The organism is Pseudomonas sp. SDO52101_S400 (assembly GCF_054071635.1).
Genome location: NZ_JBSVWF010000048.1, coordinates 25,067 through 51,831, shown reverse-complemented (window position 1 = coordinate 51,831; position 26,765 = coordinate 25,067). Strand labels below are relative to the sequence as shown.

General features: G+C 61.0%; 27 protein-coding genes. 13 read left to right on the top strand and 14 right to left on the bottom strand.

The window, feature by feature from the left end:
• Positions 1 to 79 precede the first annotated feature (79 nt).
• Together cydB and ACW9HX_RS21875 are read right to left on the bottom strand one after the other, a co-directional pair.
• The gene (gene cydB, locus ACW9HX_RS21880) at positions 80 to 1,087 is read right to left on the bottom strand and encodes a cytochrome d ubiquinol oxidase subunit II (RefSeq protein ID WP_457382209.1); all 1,008 of its coding nucleotides are present in this window, start codon (positions 1,085 to 1,087) and stop codon (positions 80 to 82) included.
• A 3-nt stretch (positions 1,088 to 1,090) separates the two neighbouring features.
• On the bottom strand, positions 1,091 to 2,533 hold the full coding sequence (locus tag ACW9HX_RS21875; RefSeq protein ID WP_457382208.1) for a cytochrome ubiquinol oxidase subunit I: 1,443 nt from the start codon (positions 2,531 to 2,533) through the stop codon (positions 1,091 to 1,093).
• Between the two features lie 400 nt (positions 2,534 to 2,933).
• Between ACW9HX_RS21875 and ACW9HX_RS21870 the strand changes: the two genes are divergently transcribed.
• The 3 genes from ACW9HX_RS21870 (at position 2,934) to ACW9HX_RS21860 (ending at position 4,858) form a co-directional block, all read left to right on the top strand.
• Complete coding sequence (locus ACW9HX_RS21870) at positions 2,934 to 4,172, top strand: MFS transporter (protein ID WP_457382207.1); 1,239 nt, start codon at positions 2,934 to 2,936, stop codon at positions 4,170 to 4,172.
• A 105-nt stretch (positions 4,173 to 4,277) separates the two neighbouring features.
• Complete coding sequence (locus ACW9HX_RS21865; RefSeq protein ID WP_207983993.1) at positions 4,278 to 4,556, top strand: type II toxin-antitoxin system RelE/ParE family toxin; 279 nt, start codon at positions 4,278 to 4,280, stop codon at positions 4,554 to 4,556.
• A 14-nt stretch (positions 4,557 to 4,570) separates the two neighbouring features.
• Positions 4,571 to 4,858 carry a HigA family addiction module antitoxin gene (locus ACW9HX_RS21860; protein WP_045121630.1) on the top strand — a complete coding sequence of 96 codons (288 nt, stop codon included), beginning with the start codon at positions 4,571 to 4,573 and terminating at the stop codon, positions 4,856 to 4,858.
• Between the two features lie 5 nt (positions 4,859 to 4,863).
• Here the strand turns inward: ACW9HX_RS21860 and ACW9HX_RS21855 are convergent, their stop codons facing one another.
• Together ACW9HX_RS21855 and ACW9HX_RS21850 are read right to left on the bottom strand one after the other, a co-directional pair.
• Entirely contained in the window at positions 4,864 to 5,415 is a 552-nt protein-coding gene (locus ACW9HX_RS21855; RefSeq protein ID WP_457382206.1) for a DJ-1 family glyoxalase III, read from the bottom strand.
• Positions 5,416 to 5,481: 66 nt separating this feature from the next.
• Entirely contained in the window at positions 5,482 to 5,931 is a 450-nt protein-coding gene (locus ACW9HX_RS21850) for a DUF4879 domain-containing protein (RefSeq protein ID WP_457382205.1), read from the bottom strand.
• 220 nt (positions 5,932 to 6,151) lie between these two features.
• Here ACW9HX_RS21850 and ACW9HX_RS21845 point away from each other — a divergent pair, with 220 nt between their 5' ends.
• Together ACW9HX_RS21845 and trmA are read left to right on the top strand one after the other, a co-directional pair.
• Positions 6,152 to 7,447 carry an NCS2 family permease gene (locus tag ACW9HX_RS21845; RefSeq protein WP_457382204.1) on the top strand — a complete coding sequence of 432 codons (1,296 nt, stop codon included), beginning with the start codon at positions 6,152 to 6,154 and terminating at the stop codon, positions 7,445 to 7,447.
• Positions 7,444 to 8,523, top strand: a complete 1,080-nt coding sequence (gene trmA, locus ACW9HX_RS21840) for a tRNA (uridine(54)-C5)-methyltransferase TrmA (RefSeq protein ID WP_457382203.1) — start codon at positions 7,444 to 7,446, stop codon at positions 8,521 to 8,523. The genes ACW9HX_RS21845 and trmA overlap by 4 nt, the downstream gene beginning before the upstream one ends.
• Before the next feature lie 55 nt (positions 8,524 to 8,578).
• Here trmA and ACW9HX_RS21835 read toward each other — a convergent pair whose 3' ends face one another.
• Together ACW9HX_RS21835 and ACW9HX_RS21830 are read right to left on the bottom strand one after the other, a co-directional pair.
• On the bottom strand, positions 8,579 to 9,025 hold the full coding sequence (locus tag ACW9HX_RS21835; protein WP_457382202.1) for a hypothetical protein: 447 nt from the start codon (positions 9,023 to 9,025) through the stop codon (positions 8,579 to 8,581).
• Positions 9,022 to 9,450, bottom strand: coding sequence for a DUF4160 domain-containing protein (locus ACW9HX_RS21830; protein WP_457382201.1), 429 nt, complete (start codon positions 9,448 to 9,450; stop codon positions 9,022 to 9,024). Before ACW9HX_RS21830 ends, ACW9HX_RS21835 begins: the two co-directional genes overlap by 4 nt.
• Positions 9,451 to 9,654: 204 nt before the next feature.
• Between ACW9HX_RS21830 and ACW9HX_RS21825 the strand changes: the two genes are divergently transcribed.
• The 3 genes from ACW9HX_RS21825 (at position 9,655) to ACW9HX_RS21815 (ending at position 12,008) form a co-directional block, all read left to right on the top strand.
• On the top strand, positions 9,655 to 10,566 hold the full coding sequence (locus tag ACW9HX_RS21825; protein WP_457382200.1) for a LysR substrate-binding domain-containing protein: 912 nt from the start codon (positions 9,655 to 9,657) through the stop codon (positions 10,564 to 10,566).
• A gap of 141 nt (positions 10,567 to 10,707) precedes the next feature.
• Entirely contained in the window at positions 10,708 to 11,148 is a 441-nt protein-coding gene (gene aroQ, locus ACW9HX_RS21820) for a type II 3-dehydroquinate dehydratase (protein ID WP_011336043.1), read from the top strand.
• A 5-nt stretch (positions 11,149 to 11,153) separates the two neighbouring features.
• Positions 11,154 to 12,008: a shikimate dehydrogenase gene (locus ACW9HX_RS21815; RefSeq protein ID WP_457382199.1), complete on the top strand. Its 855-nt coding sequence runs from the start codon at positions 11,154 to 11,156 to the stop codon at positions 12,006 to 12,008.
• 34 nt (positions 12,009 to 12,042) lie between these two features.
• Here ACW9HX_RS21815 and ACW9HX_RS21810 read toward each other — a convergent pair whose 3' ends face one another.
• Together ACW9HX_RS21810 and quiC are read right to left on the bottom strand one after the other, a co-directional pair.
• Entirely contained in the window at positions 12,043 to 12,720 is a 678-nt protein-coding gene (locus ACW9HX_RS21810; RefSeq protein WP_457382198.1) for a TetR/AcrR family transcriptional regulator, read from the bottom strand.
• A 102-nt stretch (positions 12,721 to 12,822) separates the two neighbouring features.
• The gene (quiC, locus tag ACW9HX_RS21805; protein WP_457382197.1) at positions 12,823 to 14,724 is read right to left on the bottom strand and encodes a 3-dehydroshikimate dehydratase QuiC; all 1,902 of its coding nucleotides are present in this window, start codon (positions 14,722 to 14,724) and stop codon (positions 12,823 to 12,825) included.
• A gap of 272 nt (positions 14,725 to 14,996) precedes the next feature.
• Between quiC and ACW9HX_RS21800 the strand changes: the two genes are divergently transcribed.
• The gene (locus ACW9HX_RS21800; protein ID WP_457382196.1) at positions 14,997 to 16,334 is read left to right on the top strand and encodes an MFS transporter; all 1,338 of its coding nucleotides are present in this window, start codon (positions 14,997 to 14,999) and stop codon (positions 16,332 to 16,334) included.
• A gap of 60 nt (positions 16,335 to 16,394) precedes the next feature.
• Here ACW9HX_RS21800 and ACW9HX_RS21795 read toward each other — a convergent pair whose 3' ends face one another.
• Together ACW9HX_RS21795 and ACW9HX_RS21790 are read right to left on the bottom strand one after the other, a co-directional pair.
• Positions 16,395 to 17,273, bottom strand: a complete 879-nt coding sequence (locus tag ACW9HX_RS21795) for a DMT family transporter (RefSeq protein WP_457382195.1) — start codon at positions 17,271 to 17,273, stop codon at positions 16,395 to 16,397.
• Between the two features lie 145 nt (positions 17,274 to 17,418).
• Positions 17,419 to 18,195 carry an IclR family transcriptional regulator gene (locus ACW9HX_RS21790; protein ID WP_457382194.1) on the bottom strand — a complete coding sequence of 259 codons (777 nt, stop codon included), beginning with the start codon at positions 18,193 to 18,195 and terminating at the stop codon, positions 17,419 to 17,421.
• A gap of 245 nt (positions 18,196 to 18,440) precedes the next feature.
• Between ACW9HX_RS21790 and ypfJ the strand changes: the two genes are divergently transcribed.
• Positions 18,441 to 19,331 carry a KPN_02809 family neutral zinc metallopeptidase gene (ypfJ, locus tag ACW9HX_RS21785; protein ID WP_457382193.1) on the top strand — a complete coding sequence of 297 codons (891 nt, stop codon included), beginning with the start codon at positions 18,441 to 18,443 and terminating at the stop codon, positions 19,329 to 19,331.
• A complete protein-coding gene (locus ACW9HX_RS21780; protein WP_457382192.1) occupies positions 19,332 to 20,285 on the top strand; it encodes an alpha/beta fold hydrolase in 954 nt (317 codons plus the stop codon).
• 130 nt (positions 20,286 to 20,415) lie between these two features.
• Here the strand turns inward: ACW9HX_RS21780 and ACW9HX_RS21775 are convergent, their stop codons facing one another.
• The 3 genes from ACW9HX_RS21775 to ACW9HX_RS21765 all read right to left on the bottom strand — a co-directional run bounded on the left by ACW9HX_RS21775 (position 20,416) and on the right by ACW9HX_RS21765 (position 22,550).
• Positions 20,416 to 21,009 carry an HAD family hydrolase gene (locus tag ACW9HX_RS21775; RefSeq protein ID WP_457382191.1) on the bottom strand — a complete coding sequence of 198 codons (594 nt, stop codon included), beginning with the start codon at positions 21,007 to 21,009 and terminating at the stop codon, positions 20,416 to 20,418.
• Positions 21,006 to 21,875, bottom strand: a complete 870-nt coding sequence (gene tesB / locus ACW9HX_RS21770; RefSeq protein ID WP_085712241.1) for an acyl-CoA thioesterase II — start codon at positions 21,873 to 21,875, stop codon at positions 21,006 to 21,008. Before tesB ends, ACW9HX_RS21775 begins: the two co-directional genes overlap by 4 nt.
• Positions 21,876 to 21,980: 105 nt before the next feature.
• On the bottom strand, positions 21,981 to 22,550 hold the full coding sequence (locus ACW9HX_RS21765) for a GNAT family N-acetyltransferase (RefSeq protein WP_457382190.1): 570 nt from the start codon (positions 22,548 to 22,550) through the stop codon (positions 21,981 to 21,983).
• Positions 22,551 to 22,633: 83 nt separating this feature from the next.
• Between ACW9HX_RS21765 and ACW9HX_RS21760 the strand changes: the two genes are divergently transcribed.
• Positions 22,634 to 23,554 carry a histone deacetylase family protein gene (locus ACW9HX_RS21760; RefSeq protein WP_432217793.1) on the top strand — a complete coding sequence of 307 codons (921 nt, stop codon included), beginning with the start codon at positions 22,634 to 22,636 and terminating at the stop codon, positions 23,552 to 23,554.
• 280 nt (positions 23,555 to 23,834) lie between these two features.
• Complete coding sequence (locus ACW9HX_RS21755) at positions 23,835 to 25,082, top strand: TIGR03862 family flavoprotein (protein WP_457382189.1); 1,248 nt, start codon at positions 23,835 to 23,837, stop codon at positions 25,080 to 25,082.
• Between the two features lie 329 nt (positions 25,083 to 25,411).
• On the opposite strand, the gene ACW9HX_RS21750 is transcribed toward ACW9HX_RS21755, so the two are convergent.
• Positions 25,412 to 26,749 carry a DEAD/DEAH box helicase gene (locus tag ACW9HX_RS21750; RefSeq protein WP_457382188.1) on the bottom strand — a complete coding sequence of 446 codons (1,338 nt, stop codon included), beginning with the start codon at positions 26,747 to 26,749 and terminating at the stop codon, positions 25,412 to 25,414.
• Between the last annotated feature and the right edge of the window lie 16 nt (positions 26,750 to 26,765).

Sequence of the window (26,765 nt, the reverse complement as noted above, 5' to 3'; positions counted from 1 at the left end):
GCAGGGAATGTTTGCCGGTCATGCTTGCATCCTCCGGTTGAGGGAGATGGCGCCGCCGTCGGCACCATCGTGATCAGCCCTAGTGATAACCATCTTCATGGGTGACCTTGCCGCGGAACACGTAGTAGCTCCAGAAGGTGTAACCCAGGATGAACGGGATGATGAACAGCGTGCCGACCAGCATGAAACCCTGGCTTTGCGGTGGTGCCGCTGCGTCCCAGATCGAGATCGATGGCGGCACGATGTTCGGCCACAGGCTGATGCCCAGACCGCTGTAGCCGAGGAAGATCAGCACCAGGGTCAGCAGGAACGGCATGTAGTTGGCATTGCGCGCCACTGCACGGATCAAACCGTACAGGGTCACCAGCACCAGAATCGGCACCGGCAGGAACCAGAACAGGTTCGGCAAGGTGAACCAGCGCTCGGCGATTTCCGGGTGGGCCAGCGGCGTCCAGAGGCTGACGATGCCGATCACCGCCAACAGCACGAACGCCAGTGGACGCGCCAGGTTGTGCATCTGCTCTTGAAGCTTGCCTTCAGTCTTCATGATCAGCCAGGTGCAACCGAGCAAGGCGTAAGCCACCACCAGTGCAGCGCCGCAGAACAGTGTGAATGGCGTCAGCCAGTCCAGTGAACCGCCGGCATATTGCCGGTTGACCACGGGCAGCCCATCGATGAATGCGCCAAGCGCCACGCCCTGGAAGAACGTCGCCGCCACCGAACCACCGATGAATGCCTTGTCCCACAGGTGACGCTTGTCGTCCTTGGCCTTGAAGCGGAACTCGAACGCCACGCCACGGAAGATCAGCCCGATCAGCATGAAGATCAGCGGCAGGTAAAGCGCCGACAGCACCACCGAATAGGCCAGCGGGAAGGCGCCGAACAACGCTGCGCCCCCCAGTACCAGCCAGGTTTCATTGCCGTCCCATACCGGGGCGACGGTGTTCATCATCACGTCGCGGTCGGTCTTGCCCGGGATGAACGGGAAGAGAATCCCGATCCCCAGGTCGAAGCCGTCCATGACCACGTACATCATGATGCCGAAGATGATGATCACGGCCCAGATCAGCGGAAGATCAATACCCATGACTCAAATCTCCTTGGTCAGGCTGCGGTCGTGTTCGGTGTCGGCGCCATCGTCGTCGGCAGCGGACAACGGACGGGCCGGTGTGCGTTTCTGGCCAGGACCACCGTCGTTGGTTTCCTTGCCTTCGTCGGTCTTCGGCCCTTTGCGCACCAGGCGCATCATGTAGCCCAGACCCGCACCGAACAGCGCGAAATACACCACCACGAACATGATCAGCGTGATGCTCATCTGCATGAAGCTGTGGTTGGAGGACGCATCCGCCGTGCGCATGAGTCCGTAGACCACCCACGGCTGTCGACCGATTTCAGTGGTGAACCAGCCCGCCAGGATCGCGATCAGGCCGGACGGCCCCATCCACAACGCCAGATACAGGAACGGCCGCGACGTGTAGAGCGTGTCGCGCTTGCGCAGCCACAGGCTCCAGAGGCCGGTGAAGATCATCAGGAAACCGAGGCCGACCATGATCCGGAACGACCAGAACACAATGGTCGAATTCGGCCGGTCCTCAGGCGGAAATTCCTTGAGCGCCGGAACTTGCTTGTCCAGCGAGTGCGTCAGGATCAGGCTGCCGAGATACGGGATCTCCACCGCGTACTTGGTTTTCTCTTCCTTCATATCCGGCCAGCCGAACAGGATCAGCGGCGTCGCCTCATTGCCATGGTTTTCCCAGTGGCCTTCGATCGCGGCGATTTTCGCCGGCTGGTGCTTGAGGGTGTTGAGGCCGTGGAAGTCACCGATGACCGCCTGGATCGGCGCAACGATCAACGCCATCCACATCGCCATCGACAGCATGGTGCGGATCGCCGGGTTGTCCTTTCCGCGCAGCAAATGCCAGGCCGCTGAAGAGCCGACGAAGAACGCCGTCGCGACGAACGCCGCCGTCGCCATGTGCATCAGGCGATACGGGAACGACGGGTTGAAGACGATCGCAAACCAGTCGGTCGGAATCACCTGACCGTTGACGATCTCGAAGCCCTGCGGGGTCTGCATCCAGCTGTTGGAAGCGAGAATCCAGAACGTCGAGATCAACGTACCGATGGCTACCATGACTGTAGCGAAGAAGTGCAGCTTGCGTCCGACCTTGTTCCAGCCGAACAGCATGACGCCAAGGAAGCCCGCTTCGAGGAAGAAGGCCGTAAGCACTTCATACGTGAGCAAAGGCCCGGTGACGGAACCGGCAAAGTCCGAGAAGCGGCTCCAGTTGGTGCCGAACTGATAGGCCATGACCAGGCCCGAAACCACCCCCATGCCGAAGTTGACGGCAAAGATCTTCGACCAGAAATGGTAGAGGTCACGGTAGGTGTCGTTGCCGGTTTTCAGCCACAGGCCCTCCAGCACCGCGAGATAACTCGCAAGACCGATGGTGATCGCCGGGAACAGGATATGGAACGAGATGGTGAACGCGAACTGGATTCGGGCGAGATCTAGTGCCTCTAAACCGAACATAAGCTTTCCTCTATCAGATAACGGTTCCAAGGCTGGCGGCCTTGAACCACTGCCCCCACGGGTATGGAGTGCGGCGAACTCGGATTCGTTCTTCTTTTTACAGGCATCGCGACGCAGGGAGTCTGCCGATGGGTCCCGGATCAGTTCCGCGAAGGGTCTTGATCTGGATCAATCAACGTTGAAAGAGTAGTCCCATTTCCGACGGGGAACCGCGTGGTCTTTTGCCGCGTGACAAGTTGCCTCACAGTCCTGGCAACGCCCTGAAATACATCCTTGGCCGGGTTCGGTGTCCAGGTGCCGAAAAATCGATGTCTGGCTAACTAAATTTTTTGTCATAGCAACTTCCTGTTACAGACTGGTGATAATCTCGCGGTTCCCCTCGATCAAGACCGGCCCGCAGATGCCCAGCCAAGAGCCCTTGCTGTTACGTCACCACCGCCCCTTTCTGGCGTTCTGGTTTGCCCGGATCTTCACCGCCAGCGGTTTCCAGATGCTCACCGTGGCGATCGGCTGGAACCTCTATCAACTGACCGGAAACGTGCTCGATCTTGGGCTGGTCGGGCTGGTGGAATTCGCTCCGCGGGTGCTGTTCATGCTGCACACCGGCCACGTTGCCGATCGCTACGACCGACGCAAGGTCGCGGCGATCTGCCAGTCGTTGCAGGCCCTGATCGCCCTGGCATTGGCCATCGGCAGCGCTACCGACCATGTCACCCGGGAAATGATCTTTATCCTGGCGTTCCTTCTGGGCGCCGCGCGCTCCTTCGAATTGCCGACCACTCAGGCGCTGCTGCCGAGCATCGTGCCCGCCGCGCTGTTTCCGCGGGCCGTTGCCGCCGCGCAATCGGCGCAGCAGTCGGCAACCATCGTTGCACCGGCGATGGGCGGTCTGCTCTACGCCTTCGGCAGCGTCTGGGTGTATGGCCCGACCGTCGTTCTGTACGTCATTGCCTGCACGTTGATGCTCAACCTGCCTGCACGGCAGACTCCGCTGAACAAGGGCAAGGCGACCCTGGATTCACTGTTGGCGGGGATCCGTTTCATTCGCAGCCGCCCGGACATCCTCGGGGCGATCTCGCTGGATCTGTTCGCCGTGCTGCTCGGCGGCGCCACGGCATTGTTGCCGGTGTTCGCCAAGGACATCCTGCTGACCGGGCCGTGGGGGCTGGGGTTGCTGCGTTCGGCGCCGGCTGTAGGGGCGTTGATGATGTCGCTGTTCCTGGCGCGGTTTGCCGTTGAGCGAAACGTCGGTCGGGTGATGTTCACTGCCGTCGGCGTGTTCGGCGTTGCCACTATCGCCTTCGGTCTGTCGACGTCGTTCTGGTTCTCGCTGGCGGTGCTGGTGGTGTTGGGCGCGGCGGACATGATCAGCATGGTGATCCGCGCCTCGTTCGTGCAACTGGAAACACCCGACGAAATGCGCGGCCGGGTCAGCGCGGTGAACGGCCTGTTCATCGGCGCCTCAAACCAGTTGGGCGAATTCGAATCCGGCCTCACCGCCCACTGGTTCGGCACCGTGCCAGCGGTGGTGATGGGCGGGATCGGAACGCTGGTGGTGACCGGGACATGGATCAAACTGTTCCCGACCCTGGCCAATCGCGACCGGATGCATGTGCCGGTGGAAGAGGTGAAGGTCTAGCTGCACGGGCTCCATCAGCGCCCCCCCCTCCAAGCACAAATAGCTCGAAAAGATGCGGTACATAGATACCGCACTGAGTGTAATGTATCGCCTTACACTCGCCGCATGATCAAATCCTTTCAGCACAAAGGCCTTCGTGGCTTCTATGAAACTGGTTCGACTCGCGGGATTCGCGCCGATCACGCTAAACGGCTGTCGCGCATGCTGCAGTTCATGGATCGGGCAGCGGTCCCCGGGGATCTGGACCTTCCCGGTTGGCGTCTGCATCCACTGAAAGGGGAGCTTTGCGAGTACTGGTCACTCAGTGTGTCCGGGAACTGGCGGGTTATCTTTCGATTTGCCGGTTCGGATATCGAACTGATCGACTATCTGGATTACCACTGACAGGAGGCAGGATCATGCCCATGCACAACCCGCCACACCCCGGTGAAACACTGCTGATGGATGTATTGCCGGAATTAGGTATCAGCGTTACCGAATTGGCTCGGCATCTGGGATTCGCTCGTCCTCACCTTTCTCGTGTCCTGCACGGACATGCGCCGATCAGTCCGGATCTCGCCGTACGACTGGAGCGCGCGGGGATTGGCAAGGCTCGTATGTGGCTAGGCGTTCAAACCGATTACGACCTTTGGCAAGCCGAGCATCGTGAGCAGCCAGCCATTCAACCAATTGCTGCTCACGCCTGACGCTCTCAGGCCAATAACTCCCCCGCTACCTTCGCTCTGGCGGCCTTGCCCGCCAGTTGCTCGACCAGTGTCAGCGCAAACGCGAGCGCTGCGCCGGAACCCTGGGCCGTGATGCAATTGCCGTCGACCACCACCGGTTGATCAACAAACGTGCAACCGGAGAGGTTATGGCTGGTAGTGGGCAGGCAGGTTATGCGTCTTTGGCGCAAAACACCGAAGCTTTGCAGCGCGACCGCCGGTGCTTCGCCGATGGCGGCAAACAGGCGTCCGGCGCTAGCTTGGTCCTTTATTAATTGTTGCAGAGGCTGGTGCGCTGCAAGGTGTTGCGCGCCGACGGCGCCGCCGGGCAGGACGATCAGGTCGAAGGTCTGGGCCAGCACATCAATGAGCATGCCGTCGGCGGTCAGTCGCGTGCCTCGGGCGCAGGTCAGCATGCGCCGACCTTCGATGCTGGCTGCCACCACTTCCACGCCGGCACGGCGCAACACATCGATGAGGGTCACGCATTGCAGATCATCGATGCCCTCGGCGAGGGTAATCAGGGCTCTAAAGGTCATGGGCGACATCCGCTGGGTGATCTTTAAAGCGTAGTCAGCTTTGACCTGCCCTGTTCGCAACAGCCGTTACTTGATGTAAAGCTGAGTCGACATCGTATTGCGCGGGGCGTTGATCGATGTGTTGCTGAACGTGAAAGTGCCCTCCTGCCGACCTGCCAGATCGAAGGTATAGAGAGATCCCACGGTTTTACTGCCGGGCGTGCATTCGGTCAGATTGCCGTTATCAAAGGCACACACCGGGCTTCGCGTGCCGTTCACTTCAAAACCGTCCAGTGCGGCCTGGGGCTGGCTCTGGCCATAGCCGATTTCCAGCACATAGACCTTGATGCCCGGCGCACTGTGATCGCAACGGGTCTGCACCTGGCCATCGGTAATGTCTTCGAGCCCGCAGGACGCCGACTGAACCTTGATGACTTTCACCTCGCTCAGCGGCGCTGCCGATGCGGCGAATGCGGCGGGTGCCCCGGTCAGCAACAGTGCGATCAACCCGCAGGCCTTCATCCAATGCTTGTTCATGCGATCCATTCCCGAAAAATCAGCGCGCAGTATGGCCGGTTTGGCCGCGACACAAAACTTCGCCGACGATCGATGCCAACATCCGCCATATTCCTCACGCTGCTGGTATGATGCGCGGCTTTTTCCGGCCCACCACAATTTTCCAGGCGCTTGCGACGGTCTGTGCTTTGCTGTTGAGGTCGATACATTCACGGCGCCACGCGCGCCACGGGGAGCAGACATGCTGGAAAGGCTGTTTCAACTCAAGGCACACAACACCAACGTGCGTACCGAGATTCTGGCGGGCGTCACGACCTTCCTGGCCATGGCCTACATTCTGTTCGTCAACCCGAGCATTCTCGGCGAGACCGGCATGGACAAAGGCGCGGTGTTCGTCGCCACGTGTCTGGCGGCCGCCATCGGCTCCACAGTCATGGGCCTGATCGCCAACTACCCGATCGCCCTCGCGCCGGGCATGGGTCTGAACGCCTTCTTCACCTACACCGTCGTGCTGCACATGGGCCACACCTGGCAAGTGGCGCTGGGTGCGGTGTTCATTTCGGCCGTGTGCTTCTTCCTGCTGTCGATCTTCCGTATCCGTGAATGGATCATCAACAGCATTCCGCTGCCGCTGCGTTCGGCGATTGCTGCCGGTATCGGCCTGTTCCTGGCCCTGATCGCCCTGCACAACGCCGGTATCGTGGTCAGCAACCCGGCGACCATGGTCGGCCTCGGTGACCTGAAACAACCGGCACCGATCCTCGCCACCCTCGGTTTCGCCCTGATCGTTGCCCTTGAAGCCCTGAAAGTGCGCGGCGCAGTGCTGATCGGCATTCTCGCGGTGACCATTGTCTCGATCGTGATGGGCTTCACCCCGTTCGGCGGCGTGACCTCGATGCCACCTTCGCTGGCCCCGACCTTCCTGCAACTGGACATCAAGGGCGCACTGGACATCGGTCTGGTCAGCGTGATTTTCGCCTTCCTGTTCGTCGACCTGTTCGACAACTCCGGCACCCTGATCGGCGTCGCCAAGCGCGCCGGCCTGATGGGCAAGGACGGCCACATGCCGAAAATGGGCCGCGCACTGATCGCCGACAGTACGGCGGCAATGGCCGGTTCGTTGCTGGGCACCTCGACCACCACCAGCTACATCGAATCCGCTGCGGGCGTGAGTGCCGGGGGCCGCACCGGCCTGACCGCCGTCGTCGTTGCGATTCTGTTCCTGCTGGCGTTGTTCTTCTCGCCACTGGCATCGAGTGTTCCGGCATTCGCCACCGCGCCAGCCCTGCTGTTCGTCGCCGTGCTGATGACTTCGGGCCTGGCGGAAATAGACTGGGACGACATCACTGTCGCCGCACCGGTCGTGGTTACCGCCCTGGCGATGCCATTCACCTATTCCATCGCCAACGGCATCGCCTTCGGCTTCATCGCCTGGACTGCGATCAAACTGCTGTCAGGTCGCGCCCGTGAGCTGAACCCGGCGCTGGTGATCCTGTCGATTCTGTTCGTGATCAAGCTGGGTTGGTTCAACGCATGACTTTTGATTCCCAGGCCTACGCCGCACAACTCGAAGACAAGGTCGCGCGCCTGCGTGACCTGCTGGCCCCGTTCGATGCACCGGAGCCAACGGTGTTCGACTCGCCGCTGCAGAACTTCCGCCTGCGCGCCGAATTCCGCCTGTGGCGCGAGGGCGGTGAGCGGCACTACGCGATGTTTTCCCAGGACGACAAGCGCACGCCGATCCTGATCGAGGAGTTTCCGATCGCCAGCCTGCGCATCAACCAGTTGATGCCGCAATTGAAGGCGGCCTGGCAGGCCAGCGCGGCGCTGAGCCACAAGTTGTTTCAGGTGGAGTTTCTGACCACCCTGGCCGGCGACGCGATGATCACCCTGTGCTATCACCGTCCGCTGGACGAACACTGGCATGCGGCGGCGACCAAACTGTCGGCGGATCTGGGCGTCAGCATCATCGGCCGCTCCAAGGGCAAGCGCGAAGTGCTCGGCCTCGATTACGTGGTCGAAAAACTCGACGTCGGCGGCCGCACCTTCAGCTATCGCCAGCCGGAAGGCGCGTTCACGCAGCCCAACGGCACTGTGAACCAGAAGATGCTCAACTGGGCATACGAAGCACTCGGCGATCGCAGCGACGATCTGCTGGAGCTCTACTGCGGCAACGGCAACTTCACCTTGCCGTTGGCGACTCGAGTACGCAAAGTGCTGGCCACCGAAATCAGCAAGACCTCGGTCAACGCTGCGTTGAGCAACCTGGCCGAAAACGCTGTGGATAACGTCACGCTGGTACGCCTGTCTGCCGAAGAGCTGACCGAAGCCCTGAACGAAGTCCGGCCGTTCCGTCGTCTGCACGGCATCGACCTGAAAAGCTACGAGTTCGGCAGCGTGTTCGTCGACCCGCCACGGGCCGGCATGGACCCGGACACCTGCGAACTGACCCGTCGCTTCGACAACATCTTGTACATCTCCTGCAACCCGGAGACCCTGGCGGCCAACATCGCCCAACTGCACGATACGCACCGCATCACCCGCTGCGCGTTGTTCGACCAGTTCCCGTGGACTCACCACATGGAATCCGGTGTGCTGTTGACCCGGCGTTGATCGCAGGTGCCAGATACAAGAAAGCCGTCCTGACCGACGGCTTTTTTTTGCCTGTTCATAACTCAGGATCAACCTTGCGCGGGCGCCCGCCCTTCCGGCCGTTGGCCCGTGCAGCTTCAGCTTTCGCGGTACTGCTCTGGCGGCCATTGCGGGAGGCGATCACCGAGGCTGCCATCGCCATCAATGGCTGGCTGGCGGAGATCATGCCGGCGATGGAAACCTGCAGGTCCTTGCCGTCGTGGCACAGCGCGGTGCCGGCGAAGCCGACGTGCAGTCCGTTAAAGTCTTCCACTTCGAAATCATCGAATTCCCGGTAGAGATTCACTGGTAGCAGCACGCCGCTGTCGTCTTCAAAGTGAATCACCAGGCAAGGTTTCTGAAAGGCCACAGACACGGCTTGCAGGCTGCTGCGTCGGCGCAGCCCCCCCCGCTCAACAGCTTCATCGAGACGTTTTTCCGTTACCGGTCGATCAGCATGCAAGCCGGCCTTTACTGTTTTCATAGTTCGATCTCCACACCTTCCTGAGCACCGACCAGGGCCAGCAGGGTTTTGTTTTCTTCTGGTTCGTAATATGCCGATCCGATTCTGAAGGTCGAATGGGTGACTTCGCGCATGACGGCCACTTCGTTCGAGTCCCCGTCCCACCATTGATTATCGAGACACGCCGTCTGCAAACGAGTCCACCAGATTCGGCGAGCTCGCCGCAGATGAACGGTTTCACGGAGCGACTGCCGTAGCCCCTCAAGCACTGCAATCGGTGGCCGACGCGACAGCGGCACCACATCCCATAACTCCACGCCGTTGTGCCAGAAGCTGAATTTGAAGCGGGCACTCCATGCACCTGAATCTACGTGCGCATGAGGCGGACAATGTTCGTCTCGCAGCATGATCACCACCGACAATCCCTTGTAACTGCACACTTTCATGCTAACCCATCCGTTAGGTTAAAGAGTTTCGAAAACTGCCATTCCCTGACAATTCCGACCATCGGCATTGTTGCCTTCAATGGTCATTACGTTTTCGAGCCTAGTGCGGGATTCAGGAAAGCCCCGCGCAAAATGGTAAGCAGTTCTTTCGCAGCGACCGCGCATTTGCTACATACGAAGACTCATTCCCCGGTGTAATCAATCATGCAGCGACACTTCGACGATCTTCAGCTGGGCAGCATCGAGTTGTTTTGTCTGGCGGCCGAGTGCGGCAGCTTCACCGGGGCCGCGCAGGCTGCATCGGTGACGCCGGCGGCGGTGAGCCGCTCGGTGTCACGCATGGAGGAACGCCTGGGCGTACGCCTGTTTGCACGCACCACCCGCAGTGTGAAGTTGACCGACAGTGGCCGGCGCTACTACGAAGAATGCCGTCAGGCGCTGGCGCAACTGGTCGAGGCGCAACGGGAGGTCATGGGCCAGCAGCAGGAACCGTCCGGCACCCTGCGCATCAGTATTCCTACGACTTACGCCCACCACAGAATCCTGCCGCTGCTGCCGGCCTTTCGTGCACGCTTCCCGCAAGTGAAGGTCGACATGCACATCAGCAACCGCAACATCGACTTCGTCGGCGAGGGCTACGACATGGCGATCCGCGTGCGGGCGATTCCCGACTCCGGCCTGATCGCCCGGCACCTGGAAGATGCAGCGCTGGTGATGGTCGCCAGCCCCGATTACCTCAAACGCGCCGGCACGCCACAGACCCTCGAAGACCTCGAACAGCACGAATGCATCCAGTACGAATTGCCCAGCAGTGGGCGGCGGATCACCTGGCTGTTTTACGACGAGGACGTGCCACGGGAAATCCTCGCCGAGGGCAATTTCTGTTGCTCCGATGATGTGCTCGGTGGCGTGACCCTGGCCAGACACGGTGCCGGGTTGTTCCAGACCTATCGCTTCATCGTCGAAAAAGAATTGGCCGACGGCTCGCTGATAGAAGTGCTCAAACCCTACAGCGGGCGCTCGCGACCGTTCACGTTGCTGTACCCCCAGAATCGCCACATGCCACTGCGCGTCAGGGCTTTCATCGATTTTCTGGTCGAGCAGTTGCCGCACTGATTCTCGCCAGTGTGCGATCACCGCACAGAAATCACGGCTGTCGATGCAGAGCAATTGCTTAAAGTAACCAGCTAGTACAATTTAACTCCACAGGTCGAACCCCTCGACCCAAGCCAAAAACAATAAGTGGAGTTTGCCCCCATGCCCCCTATCGTTCTGGTGCTCAACGGCCCGAACCTGAACCTGCTCGGCACCCGTGAACCGGCGACCTACGGTCACGAAACCCTGGCCGACATCTCTGCCCTGTGCGGACGCGCCGCCGAAGAATTCGGCCTGGCCGTGGAGTTTCGCCAGACCAACCACGAAGGCGAACTGCTCGACTGGATTCACGGCGCCCGCCAGCGCTGCGCCGGCATCGTCATCAATCCGGCCGCCTGGACTCACACGTCGGTAGCGATCCGCGACGCCTTGGTCGCCAGCGAATTGCCGGTGATCGAAGTGCACCTGTCCAACGTCCACGCCCGCGAGCCGTTCCGTCATCACTCGTTCGTCTCGGCCATCGCCACGGCCGTGATGTGCGGCTTCGGCAGCCACGGTTATCGCCTGGCCCTGGAACATTTCAGCCAGCGTCTGAAGGGGTGAACCGCATGAGCCGCAACAACGTGATACTCGCCGGGCTGATCGGCGCCGGCATCCAGGCCTCCCGCACACCGGCGCTGCACGAACACGAAGGTGACGAACAGGGTCTGCGATACCTGTACCGACTGATCGATCTCGATCAACTGCAACTGGACAGCAACGCCCTGCCCGACCTGCTGCTGGCCGCCGAGCGAATGAATTACACCGGGCTGAACATCACCTTCCCTTGCAAGCAGGCAATCATCCCGTTGCTCGATGAGTTATCCCCGGAAGCCCGAGGCATCGGCGCCGTGAACACGGTGGTGCTGAAGGACGGCAAACGCGTCGGCCACAACACCGATTGCCTGGGTTTTGCCGAAGGTTTTCGTCGTGGCCTGCCAGACGTCACCCGCGAGCGTGTGGTCCAGATGGGCGCCGGCGGCGCCGGTGCGGCGGTGGCCCACGCCTTGTTGAGCGAAGGCGTACAACAGCTGAGCATTTTTGATGTGGATGTCGAGCGAGCTGAAAGCCTGGCCAATAACCTCAATCAGCATTTTGGCGCGGGTCGCGCCGCGGCCGGACATGACCTGCCGAGCGCGTTGGATCAAGCAGACGGGCTGGTAAATACCACGCCGATGGGCATGGCCAAATTGCCGGGCATGCCGGTGCCGGCAGCCTTGCTGCGTCCAGAACTGTGGGTGGCGGAGATCGTGTATTTCCCGCTGGAAACCGAACTGCTGCGCAACGCCCGTGCCCTGGGTTGCCGAACCCTGGATGGCGGCAACATGGCGGTGTTCCAGGCAGTGAAGGCGTTTGAACTGTTCAGCGGCGTGGCGCCGGATGCGCAGCGAATGCTGGCGCATTTTCAAAGCATGAAAGGATAAAACCGTGAGGGGGCGACGCCCCCCTCGATATCGATCAGACCTGCAGGTAACGCAGCACCGACTCGCAAATCATCTCGCGATGACGCTGTTTGATGGTTTCGTCCGGCAGGTCGATCTGAAAGATCTCACCAAAGGTGTGGCGGTTCGACACGCGATAGAAGCAGAACGAACTGATCAGCAGATGCACGTCCAGTGCGTCGAGCCCGGCGCGGAATACACCTTCAGCAACCCCGCGCGCAAGGATCTCGCCCAGCGAATCAAGGATCGTATTGTTCATCGCCTTGATCGCATCGGAACGCTTCACGTATTCAGCGTTGTGGATGTTCTCGATGCAGACGATGCGCACGAAATCGACGTTGCGGTCGTGGTGATCGAAGGTGAACTCCACCAGGCGCCGGATCGCTTCCACCGGCGGCAACTCGGCCAGGTGCAGACGGTTTTCGGTGCTGCGGATATCGCCGTAGAGCTTTTCCAGCACCTCGACGTACAACTGCTCCTTGCTGCCGAAGTAGTAATAGATCATGCGCTTGGAGGTGTGGATACGCTCGGCGATTGCATCGACGCGGGCACCGGACAGGCCCTGCTGTACGAACTCGACGATCGCTTCCTGCAGGATGTTTTCGCGGGTCTTTTCCGGGTTGTTCTTGCGACTCTTGCGCGGCTCTACCGCTGGTAGAACGGGGGCTGCGGAAAGTTCTGAAGTCATTGTCATTGCGGGCTCACGGCCATCACTGCACAGGCTGGCGATTATGGGCCGCGCGCCCCAGTGAAGGAAGCCACGCGACCCGTGTTTAATCCCGCGTTTACGAATTTCCTACAACTTCGCCTGGCGAACGGCACCACTGCGTGCTTTGGCCATCGCCGCCAGCCTTACCGCAACGTTGGCCGCGCCATAACCGGCGTAACCGTTCTTGCGCTGGATGATCTCGAAGAAGAAGCGACCCTCGAACGGCTCGGTGTAGACGTGGAACAACTCGCCGCCCTGCGCATCGCGGTCGTACAGCACGTTGTAGTACGCCAGTTCGCTGAGAAACTCGTCATCGAAATCGAATCGCGCCGCAAGGTCATCGTAGTAATTGAGCGGAATATCCAGCAGCGGAACGCCCGCCTCCTTGGCACGGCTGACCTGAGCAAAGATGTCGTCGCAATCGAACGCGATGTGATGCACCCCGGAGCCGCGATAACTCGACAAGGCGTGTGAGATCGCTGTGTTGCGGTTCTCGGAAATGTTCAGCGGCAAGCGGATCGAACTGTCGCGGCTGCGCAGGGCTCGGCTCTTCACCAGACCGTACGGGTCGGGCAGCACCACCTCGTCGTCGGCCTCGAAATCCAACAGGCTCTTGTAGAACAGCACCCAACTGTCGAGGCTGTCTGCCGGCAGCGCCATGGCCATGTGATCGATGCGTTTGAGCCCGCCCCGGGCTACCGCGCCCGGCAGCAGATTGAAGTCGGTGCCGTAGACATCCGCTTCCTCATCCACCAGATAAATCAGGCTGCCATCCGGCGCACGCACTGCTGCCAGCTCCAGTTCATTGGGGCCGACCAGTCCGCGATACGGCTGACCTTTATAGGCGACGGCACGGGCCAGGGCACTGGCGCTGTCCTTGACCCGCACGGCGGTGGCGCAGAGCGACGGGCCATGGGCCTCGAAGAAACTGTGAGCGAACGAGTAAGGTTCGGAGTTGAGGATCAGGTTGATATCGCCCTGGCGCAACAGGCTGACGCTCTTGGAACGATGCTGCCCGGCCTTGACGAACCCCAGCCGCTCAAGCCAGTTCGACAGCTTGGCGCCGAGCGCTTCGTCGACGGCAAACTCAAGAAACTCGATGCCGTTGTAGGCGCTGGCCTTCGGCGTTTCGAAGAGGATTTCGCGGTTATCCACAGGCCGGGCTTCCTGCTCCAGACGCTGGCGGGTTTTCTCCTCCAGATACAGCAGCGAACGCAAGCCGTCGGCCGCATTGGCCCGAGGCGGCGCAGCGCGGAAGCCGTCATTGAAGATTTCCAGCGACAGCGGTCCGGTGTAACCACTCTGGATGATCGGCGCGAGGAAGCCCGGCAGATCAAATTCACCCTGCCCCGGGAAGCAGCGGAAATGCCGGCTCCACTCCAGCACGTCCATCGCCAGGATCGGCGCGTCGGCCATCTGCACGAAGAAGATCTTGTCGCCGGGAATCTCGGCAATCGCCCGAGGATCACCCTTGAGCGACAGGGTGTGGAAGCTGTCGAGCAACACGCCGAGGGCCGGATGATCGGCCTGACGCACGATGTCCCAGACCTGTTGATAAGTATTGACGTGACGGCCCCAGGCCAGCGCTTCATAACCGATGCGCAGTCCACGGGCACCGGCGTGCTCGGCCAGCAGGCGCAGATCATCGATGAGAACCTGCTGATCGCCGATACTGTCGGGGGAGGCGTTGCTGCACACCAGCACCAGGTCGGTGCCCAGCTCCTGCATCAGATCGAACTTGCGCTCGGCCCGCTCCAGATTGCGCTCCAGACGATCGCGGCGGCAGCCTTCGAAATCGCGGAACGGCTGGAACAGGGTGATGGCTATGCCGAGGTCAGCACACATCTGCCGGATTTCCCGGGGGCTGCCGTCGTAGTACAGAAGGTCGTTCTCGAAAATCTCCACCCCGTCGAACCCGGCGGCGGCAATGGCTTCGAGTTTTTCCGGCAGGGTTCCGCTCAAGGAAACGGTGGCAATGGATCGCTGCATGTTTCAACTCCCGGGGAGACTTCGGCTACGAGGATTGCGCCGCTTTTATAAGGTGAGCGAATTATTGGTCCCGGTTTTTCATTGAGCAATTTAAACTGTACTACCCGGTTAGTTTTGCGTGCGATTATCGAACACAATGCCGGTTTGGCGAATTGACGATTTTTCGTCCACTGCCCAACATCCCTTTCACCTTGAGTCCGGATCTGAACCACCGGTCGCAGCGTGCACAAAAAAAGCACACCAAATAACAAATCCAAAAACGGGTGGAACACATGATTCCTTCACAGACTTCCCGCATGGCCCCGGCCATGAGCACTGCCACGGGTGGCATCGGCGACAAGATCCGCGGCGCCATGGCCGTCGGCAAGACCCGTTGGGGCATGCTGGCGCTGGTGTTTTTTGCCACCACCCTCAACTACATCGACCGCGCTGCCCTCGGCGTCATGCAGCCCATCCTCGCCAAGGAAATGAGCTGGACGGCGATGGACTACGCCAACATCAACTTCTGGTTTCAGGTCGGCTACGCGATCGGCTTCGTGCTGCAAGGACGACTGATCGACCGGGTCGGCGTGAAACGTGTGTTCTTCTGCGCCGTGCTGCTCTGGAGCCTGGCCACAGGCGCCCATGGTCTGGCGACCTCGGCGGTGGGCTTCATGGTCTGCCGGTTCATTCTCGGCCTGACCGAAGCGGCCAACTACCCGGCCTGCGTGAAAACCACGCGCCTGTGGTTTCCCGCCGGCGAACGCGCCGTGGCCACCGGCATCTTCAATGCCGGCACCAACGTCGGCGCGATGTTCACGCCGATGCTGCTGCCGCTGATTCTTCATGTGTGGGGCTGGCAGGCCGCGTTCCTGTGCATGTCGGCACTGGGCGGGATCTGGCTGCTGTTCTGGGGCCTGAAGTATTTCAACCCGGAAGATCACCCGAGCGTGAAACAGTCGGAGCTGGACTACATCCAGAAAGAAGTCGAACCGGAACAGGCCCGCGTACCGTTCTCGCGGATCCTGCGCATGCGCGGCACCTGGGCCTTCGCCCTCGCCTACTCGCTGACCGCGCCGGTGTTCTGGTTCTACCTGTACTGGCTGCCGCCGTTTCTCAATCAGCAATACAACCTGGGTATCAACGTCACCCAGATGGGCATTCCGCTGATCATCATCTACGTCACCGCCGACTTCGGCAGCGTGGGCGGCGGGATTCTGTCTTCGTTCCTGATCGGTCGCGGCATGAACTCGATCAAGGCACGGCTGCTGTCGATGTTCCTGTTCGCCTGCTGCATCATCGGTGTGGTCATGGCGGCCGGTTCCGCCAATCTGTGGATCGCAGTGGCCGCCATCTCCCTGGCCATCGGCGCGCACCAGGCCTGGACAGCCAACATCTGGAGCCTGGTGATGGACTACACGCCAAAACACATGATGAGCACCGTGTTTGGTTTCGGCGGCATGTGTGCAGCGATCGGCGGGATGTTCATGACCCAGATCGTCGGCCACATCCTCACCGTCACCAACAACAACTACACCGTGCTGTTCACCCTGATTCCGGCGATGTACTTCATCGCACTGACCTGGATGTACTTCATGGCCCCGCGCAAGATTCCTGCCGTTACCGAGTAGCCCTTCAATACTGAGTAGCCATCCCGCACCGACCGGCCTGATTTCAGGCCGGTTTTCTTTTCAGCGCCGGCTCTGCTGCCACGCTGCCGCCAGTCCGCTGCAACAGATCACCGCAATCCCGATCACTGTCATCAGGGTCGGCGTGTGCGCGAACAGCAACCACCCCAACAGCCCCGCAAACACGATCTGGCAATAGCCGAACGGCGCCAGCAACGCCGGCGCGGCATGCCGGAATGCCTGGGTCAGAAACAGATGCGCGGTCATCCCGCACGTACCCAGCGCCAGCATCAACAAGGCATGCCCCAGGCTCGGCACCTGCCAGAAGAACGGCACCAGCGCACTCATCACCAGCGTATTGCACAACCCGGCGAAAAAATTGCTGGTGGTCGGGCTGTCGATCTCGCTGAGCTTGCGGGTGAGCAACTGATAGAAGCAGAAAAACAGCGCCGAACAGAACGGCAACAGAATCGCCGGGGTAAACAATTCGCCACCGGGATGAACGATGATCAGCACACCTATGAACCCGCAGATCACCGCAATCCACTGGCCCCGCGTCACCCGCTCCTTGAGCAGCGGCACCGACAGCGCCGTCACCAGCACCGGCGCAAGAAAGTTGACCGATGTGGCTTCTGCCAGCGGGATGTACAGCAACGCCGTGGTGAAAAACAGGCTGGTGCCCAGCAGGCACAACGCCCGCGCCAATTGCCACAACGGGCGCTTGGTGCGCAGCACACGCAACCCGGACTGTGGCAGGAAAATCCCCGCCATCAGCAGCGTGTGCACCAGATACCGCGCCCACACCACCATGATGATCGGATAAAAACCCGAGAGGTATTTCGACAGCGCATCGTGACTGGAGAACAGAAACGTCGCCACGACAATCAGCAAGATCCCCTTGAAGGGTTGGTTGACGCCGGAAAGCGGTGTGCTGACGGTCATTGGCTATCTCTTGAAATCAACATGAGGAAAGAGCCTCCAGCGATAATTTAGAACCTAGTTCCAAATTCTCACACCCTTCAAGCAGAATATTGTGCGAACAACGCACAGTTTTACAGACAACCTCATCCCGCCTGCCATTGCGCGGTCAGACGAACAACTCCGAAGCCAGGCTCGCCGCCGACAACTCCTCGGTAAACTTCAGCAACAGCGGCGCCAGTTCATGCAACCTCGCCCCCGGCATCCGCGCACTCGGTCCGGCAATGCTCAACACCCCGATCACTCGGCCATCCGCCGGATGCCGCACCACGGCCGCAATGGCCGACGTGCCCACCGCCGAACTCTCTTCGACACAGGCGTAACCCTGCTCACGCGCCACGCGCAGATGCTCGAGCAATTCAATGTTGGTGCGCGGGGCATTCGGCCCGATATCCACCGGTATTTCGGCAGCCTGACGTTCAACCAGCGACAACGCCTCGGCATCACTCATGCTCGCCAGCCACGCATGGCCGGACGCGGTGTAGAACAGCGGCGCATCACGGCCCATGTCCGGGTCGTAGCGCAATCCGCTGCGCGCACCCTGTGACTTGGCGATCCAGGTCTGACGCTCGCCATCGGTGACGCCCAACCGCACCAGCTCGCCGGTTTCCTGCGCCAGTCGATCAAGCACCGGCTGCACAATGTCGGCGCCGCTGCTCGACAGATAGCGAAAGCCCATCGCCACCAATTTGGTCGACAAGTGATAACGCAGGGTTTCCGGGTTCTGCCGGACATAGCCCAGCCGGGACAATTCGGCGAGCAAGCGATGGGTCGCACTTTTCGGAATGTCGATTTGTTCCGCAAGGGTTTGCAGCGGCAGTCCGCGCGGCTCGTGGGTGAGGCTTTCCAGTACGCTGAAAACCCGTTCGATCTGACTGCCGGCCATGGTGCGATTCCGAAGGAAATTTCGGCGATTCTAAAATACATATTCATTAACGCAAAATCTGGAACCACGATTAAAAAGACAGCAGATGGAATTCGCACCCGATCTTGAGCTCTTAACCGTCGGTAATCGGCCAGGAGTCAGCCTGCGTGTACGAATGGACGGACGACCGGACTGGCGCCACACTCACACACCAGCAACACTCATCACCACACACACTTTCCACCTGAACAGACGAGGATTCCCACATGCTATGGAGAAAAGGCCGACGCAGTGACAACGTCGTCGACGCCCGTGGCGATGACATGGGCGGTGACAGTGGTGGCATGCGATTCGGCGGTGGCAAAGGCCTGAGCCTCGGGGCGATTCTGTTGATCGTCGGTATCGGCTGGATCACCGGGCAGGATCCACTACAAATTCTCGGCCAGCTTACCGGCCAGGGTACGCAGCAAGCGGCACCAACTTCGCAAACCCGTCAGGCACCACCGGCCAACGATGAACAGGCCGAGTTCGTGCGCTCGATCCTCGGCGACACCGAAGACACCTGGGGCGCGATCTTCCAGCAGGCCGGCCGGCAATACAAAGACCCGACCCTGGTGCTGTTCAGCAATCGGGTCAACTCGGCCTGCGGCATGGCCACCTCGGCCACCGGCCCGTTCTATTGCCCGGCAGACCAGAAGGTCTATCTGGACATGGCGTTCTTCCAGGAAATGGCCCAACGCTTCAAGGCGGCCGGCGACTTCGCCCAGGCCTACGTGATCGCTCACGAAGTCGGGCACCATGTGCAGACGCTGCTTGGCGTCTCGGCGAAAATCCAGGCCGCGCGCCAGCAAGGCCGGCAGATGCAAGGCGACGGCGGACTGCTGGTGCGCCAGGAACTGCAAGCCGACTGCCTGGCCGGTGTCTGGGCCTACAACGCCCAGAAACGTCTGAACTGGCTGGAACCCGGCGATATCGAAGAAGCCTTGAATGCGGCGAACGCCATCGGTGATGATCGCCTGCAACAACAGGGTCAGGGCCGTGTGGTGCCGGACTCGTTTACCCACGGTACGTCGGCGCAAAGGGTGCGCTGGTTCAAAACCGGATTCGCCCAGGGCCAGGTCGGCCAGTGCGATACCTTTGCGGCGAAAAACCTGTAAATGCATAAATGGCTGTTGGCTTTACTGTTCATCGGCGGCACCGCGCAAGCGGCCGGCGTCGACGCGATCAGTCCCGGACGCCTGCAACTGCAGGCCGGGGAAATGGCGGTGGGCATCGGCCCGGCGCCGGCGAAAATCGAGCGGGTGCTGATCGTCATTCATGGCAAGCTGCGCAACGCCGAAACCTATCGCAAGAGTGGCGAGAGCGCGGCTGAACTTGCCGGGCAAACCGCCAACACCCTGGTGATCGCCCCGCAGTTTCTCAATGAAAGCGATGTCGCTCTCTATTCGTTACCCGCCAGCGTGCTGCGCTGGAAAGGCAATGAATGGATGGGTGGCGGGTTATCCACAGGGCCGAACGCGCTCAGTTCCTACGCCGCATTGGACGAAATCGTCGGGCGGCTGACCGATCGCAAACAGTTTCCGGACGTTAAGCAGATCGTGATCTTCGGCCACTCCGGCGGCGGTCAGGTGGTGCAGCGCTATGCCCTGCTGGCCCGCGAACAGCCAGCGCTCAAGGCCGAAGGCATTCGCTTGCGTTATGTGGTGGCCAACCCGTCCTCGTACGCCTACTTCAATGAACAACGACCGGTAGCGTTCGATCACGCGCAGTGCCCGGGTTTCAACCGCTGGAAGTACGGTCTGGTGGATCCGCCGATCTACTCCGGTGGGCAAACGCCCGCGCAGCTTGAAGGCAGTTACGTCAAACGCGAGGTGATTTATCTGCTGGGCCAGCAGGACACCGACCCGCAACACCCGGCGCTGGACAAGAGCTGCGCCGCCGAAGCACAAGGCGCCTATCGCCTGATGCGCGGAAAAATGTTTTTCAGCTATCTGCTGCGCCGGCATCCGGAAGGGGTGAATCAGCGGCTGGTGGAAGTGCCCGGCGTCGGGCATAACGGCGACGGCATGCTGACCTCACCGGAAGGTCAGAAAGCAATATTCGAGCAGTAAGTTGTTGGGTGGATGGTCTGGCCTCTTCGCGAGCAAGTCGAGTCGTCGCACCGCCGCTCCCACATTTGGAATGCGTTTCCCTGTGGGAGCGGGCTTGCTCGCGAAGGCGTCCGTGCAGACAATGCAGGCCTCAGGCCAAAAACATTCGCCGCAATTGCACACAATCCTTCGCGTGCCAGTCGGTCAGCTCCGGCCATGGATTGTCCGGCAGGTTCACCAGCACCGTGTGCGCCCCGGCAGCCCGACCGCAATCGAGGTCGAATCGGTAGTCACCGACCATCACCATCTCGCTCGCCTGTACTTGCCAGGCCTCAGCCAGTTTCAGTAAACCGCCCGGATGCGGTTTCGGCGGTGCTTCATCGCGACCCAACACATCCTCCACCGCGAAGCAGTCGGCGAGGCCGATGGCTTCCAGCGTCACATGGGCCAGCTCCCGCGCATTGCGGGTCAGGATGCCGAGGCGATAGCCTCGCGCGTGCAGGTCGCGCACCAGCTCCACCGCGCCGACTGCCGGGGTCGAGCCAAGCGCCAGATCGCGCTCATGCTCCAGCAGCCACGCATGTTTCGCCGCCGCTTCTTCGGCGGGCAACGCCGCGAGGTGGGTGAGGATGTCGTCCTCCGGCGGAATCGCCAGCGCCACGCGAATCGCCGCGAAGTCATGCACGGCGACGGTCAGGGTGCCGTCCATGTCGAACACCCAGTGCCGCACATCCGCCAGACTCATGCCCAGTCCTTGCGATGACGGATCAGGCCTTCCTGAGTCACCGAAGCGACCAGTTGCCCGGCGCGGTTGAACACGCTGCCACGGGAGAACCCGCGAGAGTTGCCGGCCCACGGACTGTCCATGGCGTAGAGCAACCAGTCATCGGCACGCAGATCATTGTGGAACCACAAGGCGTGATCGAGGCTGGCGACCTGCATGTCTTTCTGCCAGACCGATTTGCCGTGCGGCAGCATCGAGGTGGTCAGCAGACCGAAGTCCGAGGCATAGGCCAGCAGGTATTTGTGCAGCGCAGGAATATCGGCCAACGCACCATCAGCGCGGAACCACACGTACTTGATCGGGTCCGCCGGTTGCGGGTTGTACGGGTCTTTTTCAGTGACCGGGCGCACTTCGATCGGTTTCGGGCACAGCAGCTTTTCGCGCATGTGCTCCGGGATCAGGTGCGCGCGTTGCTGGGTCAGTTCCAGCTCCGACGGCAGGTTTTCCGGACCGACCACTTGCGGCATCTGGCTCTGGTGTTCGAAGCCTTCTTCGTCGTACTGGAACGAAGCGCTGCAGGTAAAAATCGGGTGGCCCTTCTGGATCGCGGTCACGCGGCGGGTGCTGAAACTGCCGCCGTCGCGCACGCGATCAACCGAGTAGACCACCGGCAACTTGGCATCGCCCGGACGCAGGAAATAACCGTGCATCGAATGCACATGACGCGTTTCTTCAACGGTCTGACTGGCCGCCGACAGCGACTGGCCGAGCACCTGGCCGCCGAACAACTGGCGAAAGCCCAGATCCTGACTGCGACCACGGAACAGGTTTTCCTCGATCGGTTCGAGGGTCAGCAGATCCACCAGATCTTCCAACACTTGGCTCATTCAGACTCTCCTCACACAACGCTATGCCGCGCAGTCTTGGCTGCGGCGGCCAATTCAGGTTCTGGCGCGAGCCATGATCGCGCCATTGTAAACGTCCGTGTCGGCTTAGCCATGCAGGGTCTGCAGCCATTGCTCCCTGGTGATGCGGTACAACAGATGTCGACGCAACGGGTGGTCGACAGCCAGTTTCGGGTGATCGAAATCATGGGCCGGGTCGTGATGCATGCCGATGGCCTGCATTACTTTTTCCGACGGCAGATTGCTCTGCGCGGTGAAGGCCACGATCTCCTTCAGGGCCAACCGGTCAAAACCGCAACGCAGCGCAGTCCACGCCGCCTCGCTGGCATATCCCAGGCCCCAGTGTTCTTTCGCCAGGCGCCAGCCGATTTCCACCGCCGGGGTAAACGGCGCCTCGAAACCGACCACGCCAAGCCCGGTAAAACCGATGAACTCGCCGGTGTCCTTGCGCTCCAGCGCCCACAAGCCAAAACCGTGCTCGGCAAAATGCCCGCGTACACGGCCGATCAACGCGGCGCTTTCCAGCCGACTCAAAGGGGCGGGAAAGTAGCGCATCACCTGCGGATCGGCGCACATCGCCGCAAATGCCGGCAAATCCGCGTCCTGCCACTGGCGCATCAGCAGTCGAGCGCTTTCCAGCTCGAGTATCGGCTCCATCGTGCCCCTCCGTTTCCATGCCGCAAGTCTACATCGCTGGTAGGCTTTGCACTCTTTCCTACAGCCTTTATGAATAGTCCGCCATGCCATTGCCGTTGATCTACCACGAAGACTACAGCCCGGAGTTTCCGGCGGATCACCGCTTTCCCATGGACAAGTTCCGCCTGCTGCGCGATCACCTGGTGGACAGCGGCCTGACGCGCGACGAAGATCTGCTGCGCCCTGAACTGTGCCCTGCCGACATCCTCGCCCTCGCCCATGACCGCAGCTATATCGAACGCTACATGAGTGGCGAGTTGTCCCGCGAAGACCAGCGGCGCCTCGGTCTGCCTTGGAACGAAGCCTTGGCGCGGCGCACTGTTCGGGCGGTCGGCGGTTCGATTCTCGCGGCAGAGAAAGCACTGGAACATGGCCTGGCCTGTCACCTCGCCGGCGGCACTCATCACGCCCACTACGACTACCCCGCCGGGTTCTGCATCTTCAATGACCTGGCGATCATCAGCCACTACCTGCTGCAAAGCGGCCGGGTGAACCGGGTGCTGATCTTCGATTGCGACGTGCATCAGGGCGACGGCACTGCACGGATTCTGCACAACACCCCGGAAGCCATCACCGTTTCCCTGCACTGCGAAAAGAACTTTCCTGCACGCAAGGCCGAAAGCGACTGGGACATTCCGCTGCCCAACGGCATGGGTGATGCCGATTACCTGAAAGTCGTCGACGATGCGCTCAACTATCTGCTGCCGCTGTATCAGCCGGATCTGGTGCTGTACGACGCCGGCGTCGACGTGCACAAGGACGACGCCCTCGGTTATCTGCAACTGACCGACGAAGGCGTCGCCGCCCGCGACGAAAGCGTGATGCGCCACTGCCTGGGTCGCGACATCCCGGTGGTCGGGGTGATCGGCGGCGGTTACAGCAAGGATCGCCAGGCCCTTGCGCGCCGTCACGGCATCCTGCATCACAGTGCGCAGCGCGTCTGGCAGTCATCGGGTTGTCATTGAGTTGTGCTGCGTTACCCACAATGGCTGTGGAACGGCCTGTGGATAACCTGAGCGAAACGGACTACAGCCCACGCTGAACATGGCCTGCAGCGCGCTGGTTGTTTTTTGATCAGACTTTCAGGTCATCACAAATCCTTGTGGGAGCGAGCCTGCTCGCGAGGAGGCCCTCTCATCCGGAATTGATGGTGACTGATCTGCCGCATCGCGAGCAGGCTCGCTCCCACAATGGATCTCCACTGTTAGAATGCGCGCCATATTTCGCCAGACCGCAGCGCACGCCATGACTCAGACTTCCGCCGCTCTTCCCGCTCACGTCGCCATCATCGGCGGTGGCCCCGCCGGCCTGATGGCCGCCGAAGTGCTGAGCCAGGCCGGAGTCCGCGTCGATCTGTACGACGGTATGCCCTCGGTGGGCCGCAAGTTCCTGCTGGCCGGGGTCGGCGGCATGAACATCACCCATTCCGAAGCCTACCCGGCCTTCCTCTCGCGCTACGCCGAACGCGCCCCGAACATCGCCCCGCTGCTGCGCGCGTTCGACGCTGACGCGCTGTGCCGCTGGATTCACGAGTTGGGCATCGAAACCTTCATCGGCAGCTCCGGCCGGGTGTTCCCTACCGACATGAAAGCCGCGCCGCTGCTGCGCGCCTGGCTCAAGCGTCTACGCGACAGCGGCGTGGTTATCCACACCCGCCACCGCTGGCTCGGCTGGGATGAAAACGGTGCGCTGCGCGTCGACAGCCCGGAAGGCGAGAAAACCCTCAACCCCGACGCCACCCTGCTCGCCCTCGGCGGCGGCAGCTGGTCGCGACTGGGCTCCGACGGCACGTGGATGCTGGCGCTGGAGCAACGCGGCGTAGGACTGGCGCCGTTGCAGCCGAGCAATTGTGGCTTCGAGGTACAGGCCTGGAGCGAATTGCTGGTCAGCAAATTCGCCGGCGCCCCGCTGAAAAATATCGCCATCGGTTTGAATGACGACGTTCCGCGTCTGGGCGAATGCGTGATCACCGCGACCGGGATCGAGGGCAGTTTGATCTACGCGCTGTCGGCACCGATTCGTGAGGCGATCAATGTGCATGGTGCAGCGACCATTCACATCGACCTGCTGCCCGGCCGACCTGTGGATAAATTGCAGGCGGCGTTGAGCAAACCACGGGGCTCTCGCTCGATGGCCAAGCATCTGCACAGTCAGGTCGGGATTGATGGGGTGAAAGCGGCGCTGTTGCGAGAACTCACTGACGCTGCAACGTTTGCCGATTCGGCGTTGTTGGCCCGGGCGATCAAAGCCTTGCCACTGACGCTGGTGAAAACCCGGCCGCTGGATGAAGCGATCAGCAGTGCCGGCGGCGTGACGTTCGAGGCGATGGATGAGCGGTCAATGCTCAAGGCGTTGCCGGGGGTTTTCTGTGCGGGGGAAATGCTGGATTGGGAAGCGCCGACTGGGGGGTATTTGCTGACGGCGTGTTTTGCCAGTGGCCGGGCGGCTGGTTTGGGAATGCTACATTGGCTCAAGGACAAGTCGCCTGCCTGACCCTCACCCCAGCCCTCTCCCGGAGGGAGAGGGAGCCGACCGAGGTGTCTGGCGTCATACATCGACCTGAAAGACCGAGTCGATTATGGATTCGGGAAAGCAGGATCAGGTCGGCGCATCTCTGAAGCATCCCCCAATCAGTCCCCTCTCCCGCCGGGATAGGGAGCAGACCGAGGTGTCTGGCGTCATCATCGACCTGAAAGACCGAGTCGATTATGGATTCGGAAAAGCAGGATCAGGTCGGTGTATTTCTGAAGCATCCCCCAATCAGTCCCCTCTCCCTTTGGGAGAGGGTTAGGGTGAGGGGCTTTTGATCTTCAAGGCAATATTTAAGGCTTACGCTTACGCGGCCCGGTATTGAACACCGGCACTTTACGAACAGGCTTGATCGAAGGCTCCGGCGCCTGAGTCTCGCCGCTGTCCACCCACTTGCCCAGATTGCGCTTGCCACCGCCACCGGACGCTTTCGGCTTTTTCGGTTTCTTCGGCTTCTTGATCACCTGACCGCTGGCATCGGTGTCCGGCACGCGGTGCTCCGGCACAAAGTCGGGCTCAACCTCGCGCTTCAACGTGCTGCGGGTCAGCATCTCAATCGCCGACAACATGTTCACTTCATCGGCACAAACCAGCGAGATCGCCTCACCGGTCGAACCCGCACGACCAGTCCGACCGATACGGTGAATGTAATCCTCGGCGACGATCGGCAAATCGAAGTTGACCACCAGCGGCAAATCTTCGATATCCAGCCCACGAGCCGCCACGTCGGTGGCCACCAGAATCTGTACTTCGCTGGCCTTGAACCGATCCAGCGCCCGCTGCCGTGTTGCTTGCGGTTTGTCGCCGTGGATGCCGTCGGCATTCACGCCCAAGCCCTGGAGCTTCTCAACCAGCGCGTCCACACCATTACGGGTCTTGGCAAACACCAGCACTTGCTTCCACTTGTTCTTGCGCATCAGGTGCACGAACAGTTCCGGCTTGCGCTTCTTGTCCACCGTCACCACCCATTGCTTGACGGTGTTGGCCGCAACGTTGCGCGGGCTGACTTCGATGCTCTGCGGATCATTGAGCATCTGTCCGGCCAGCAGGCGGATGTCATCGGAGAAGGTCGCGGAGAACAGCAGCGTCTGACGTCTCGAAGGTAGCGCGCGGTAAATGTTCGCCAACTCCTCGGAAAAGCCCAGGTCGAGCATGCGGTCGGCTTCGTCCAGCACCAGGGTTTGCAGCTGGTTGAACTTCAGCGCGTTCTGGCGGAACAGGTCGAGCAGACGGCCCGGAGTGGCGACCAGCAGATCGACACCGCCGCGCAGCTTCATCATCTGCGGGTTGATGCTGACGCCGCCGTACACCGCGTAAGTGCGCAGCGGCAGGTTTTCGGCGTACTGGCGCACGGCTTCGTGGACTTGTTCAGCCAGCTCGCGAGTCGGCACCAGAATCAGCGCACGCACCGAGTTGGCGGTGACTTTCGGCCCTTCCATCGCCAACAGTTGCAGCAGCGGCAAGGCGAAACCGGCGGTCTTGCCGGTGCCGGTCTGGGCCGCGGCCATCAAGTCACGACCGGCCAGCACGGCCGGAATGGCTTGCGCCTGCACCGGCGTCGGGGTCTGGTAGCCGAGCTTCTCGAGGGAGCGCAGCAAGGGTTCGATCAGGCCAAGGGTGGCGAAAGTCATGGGAGTACCGTAGGAA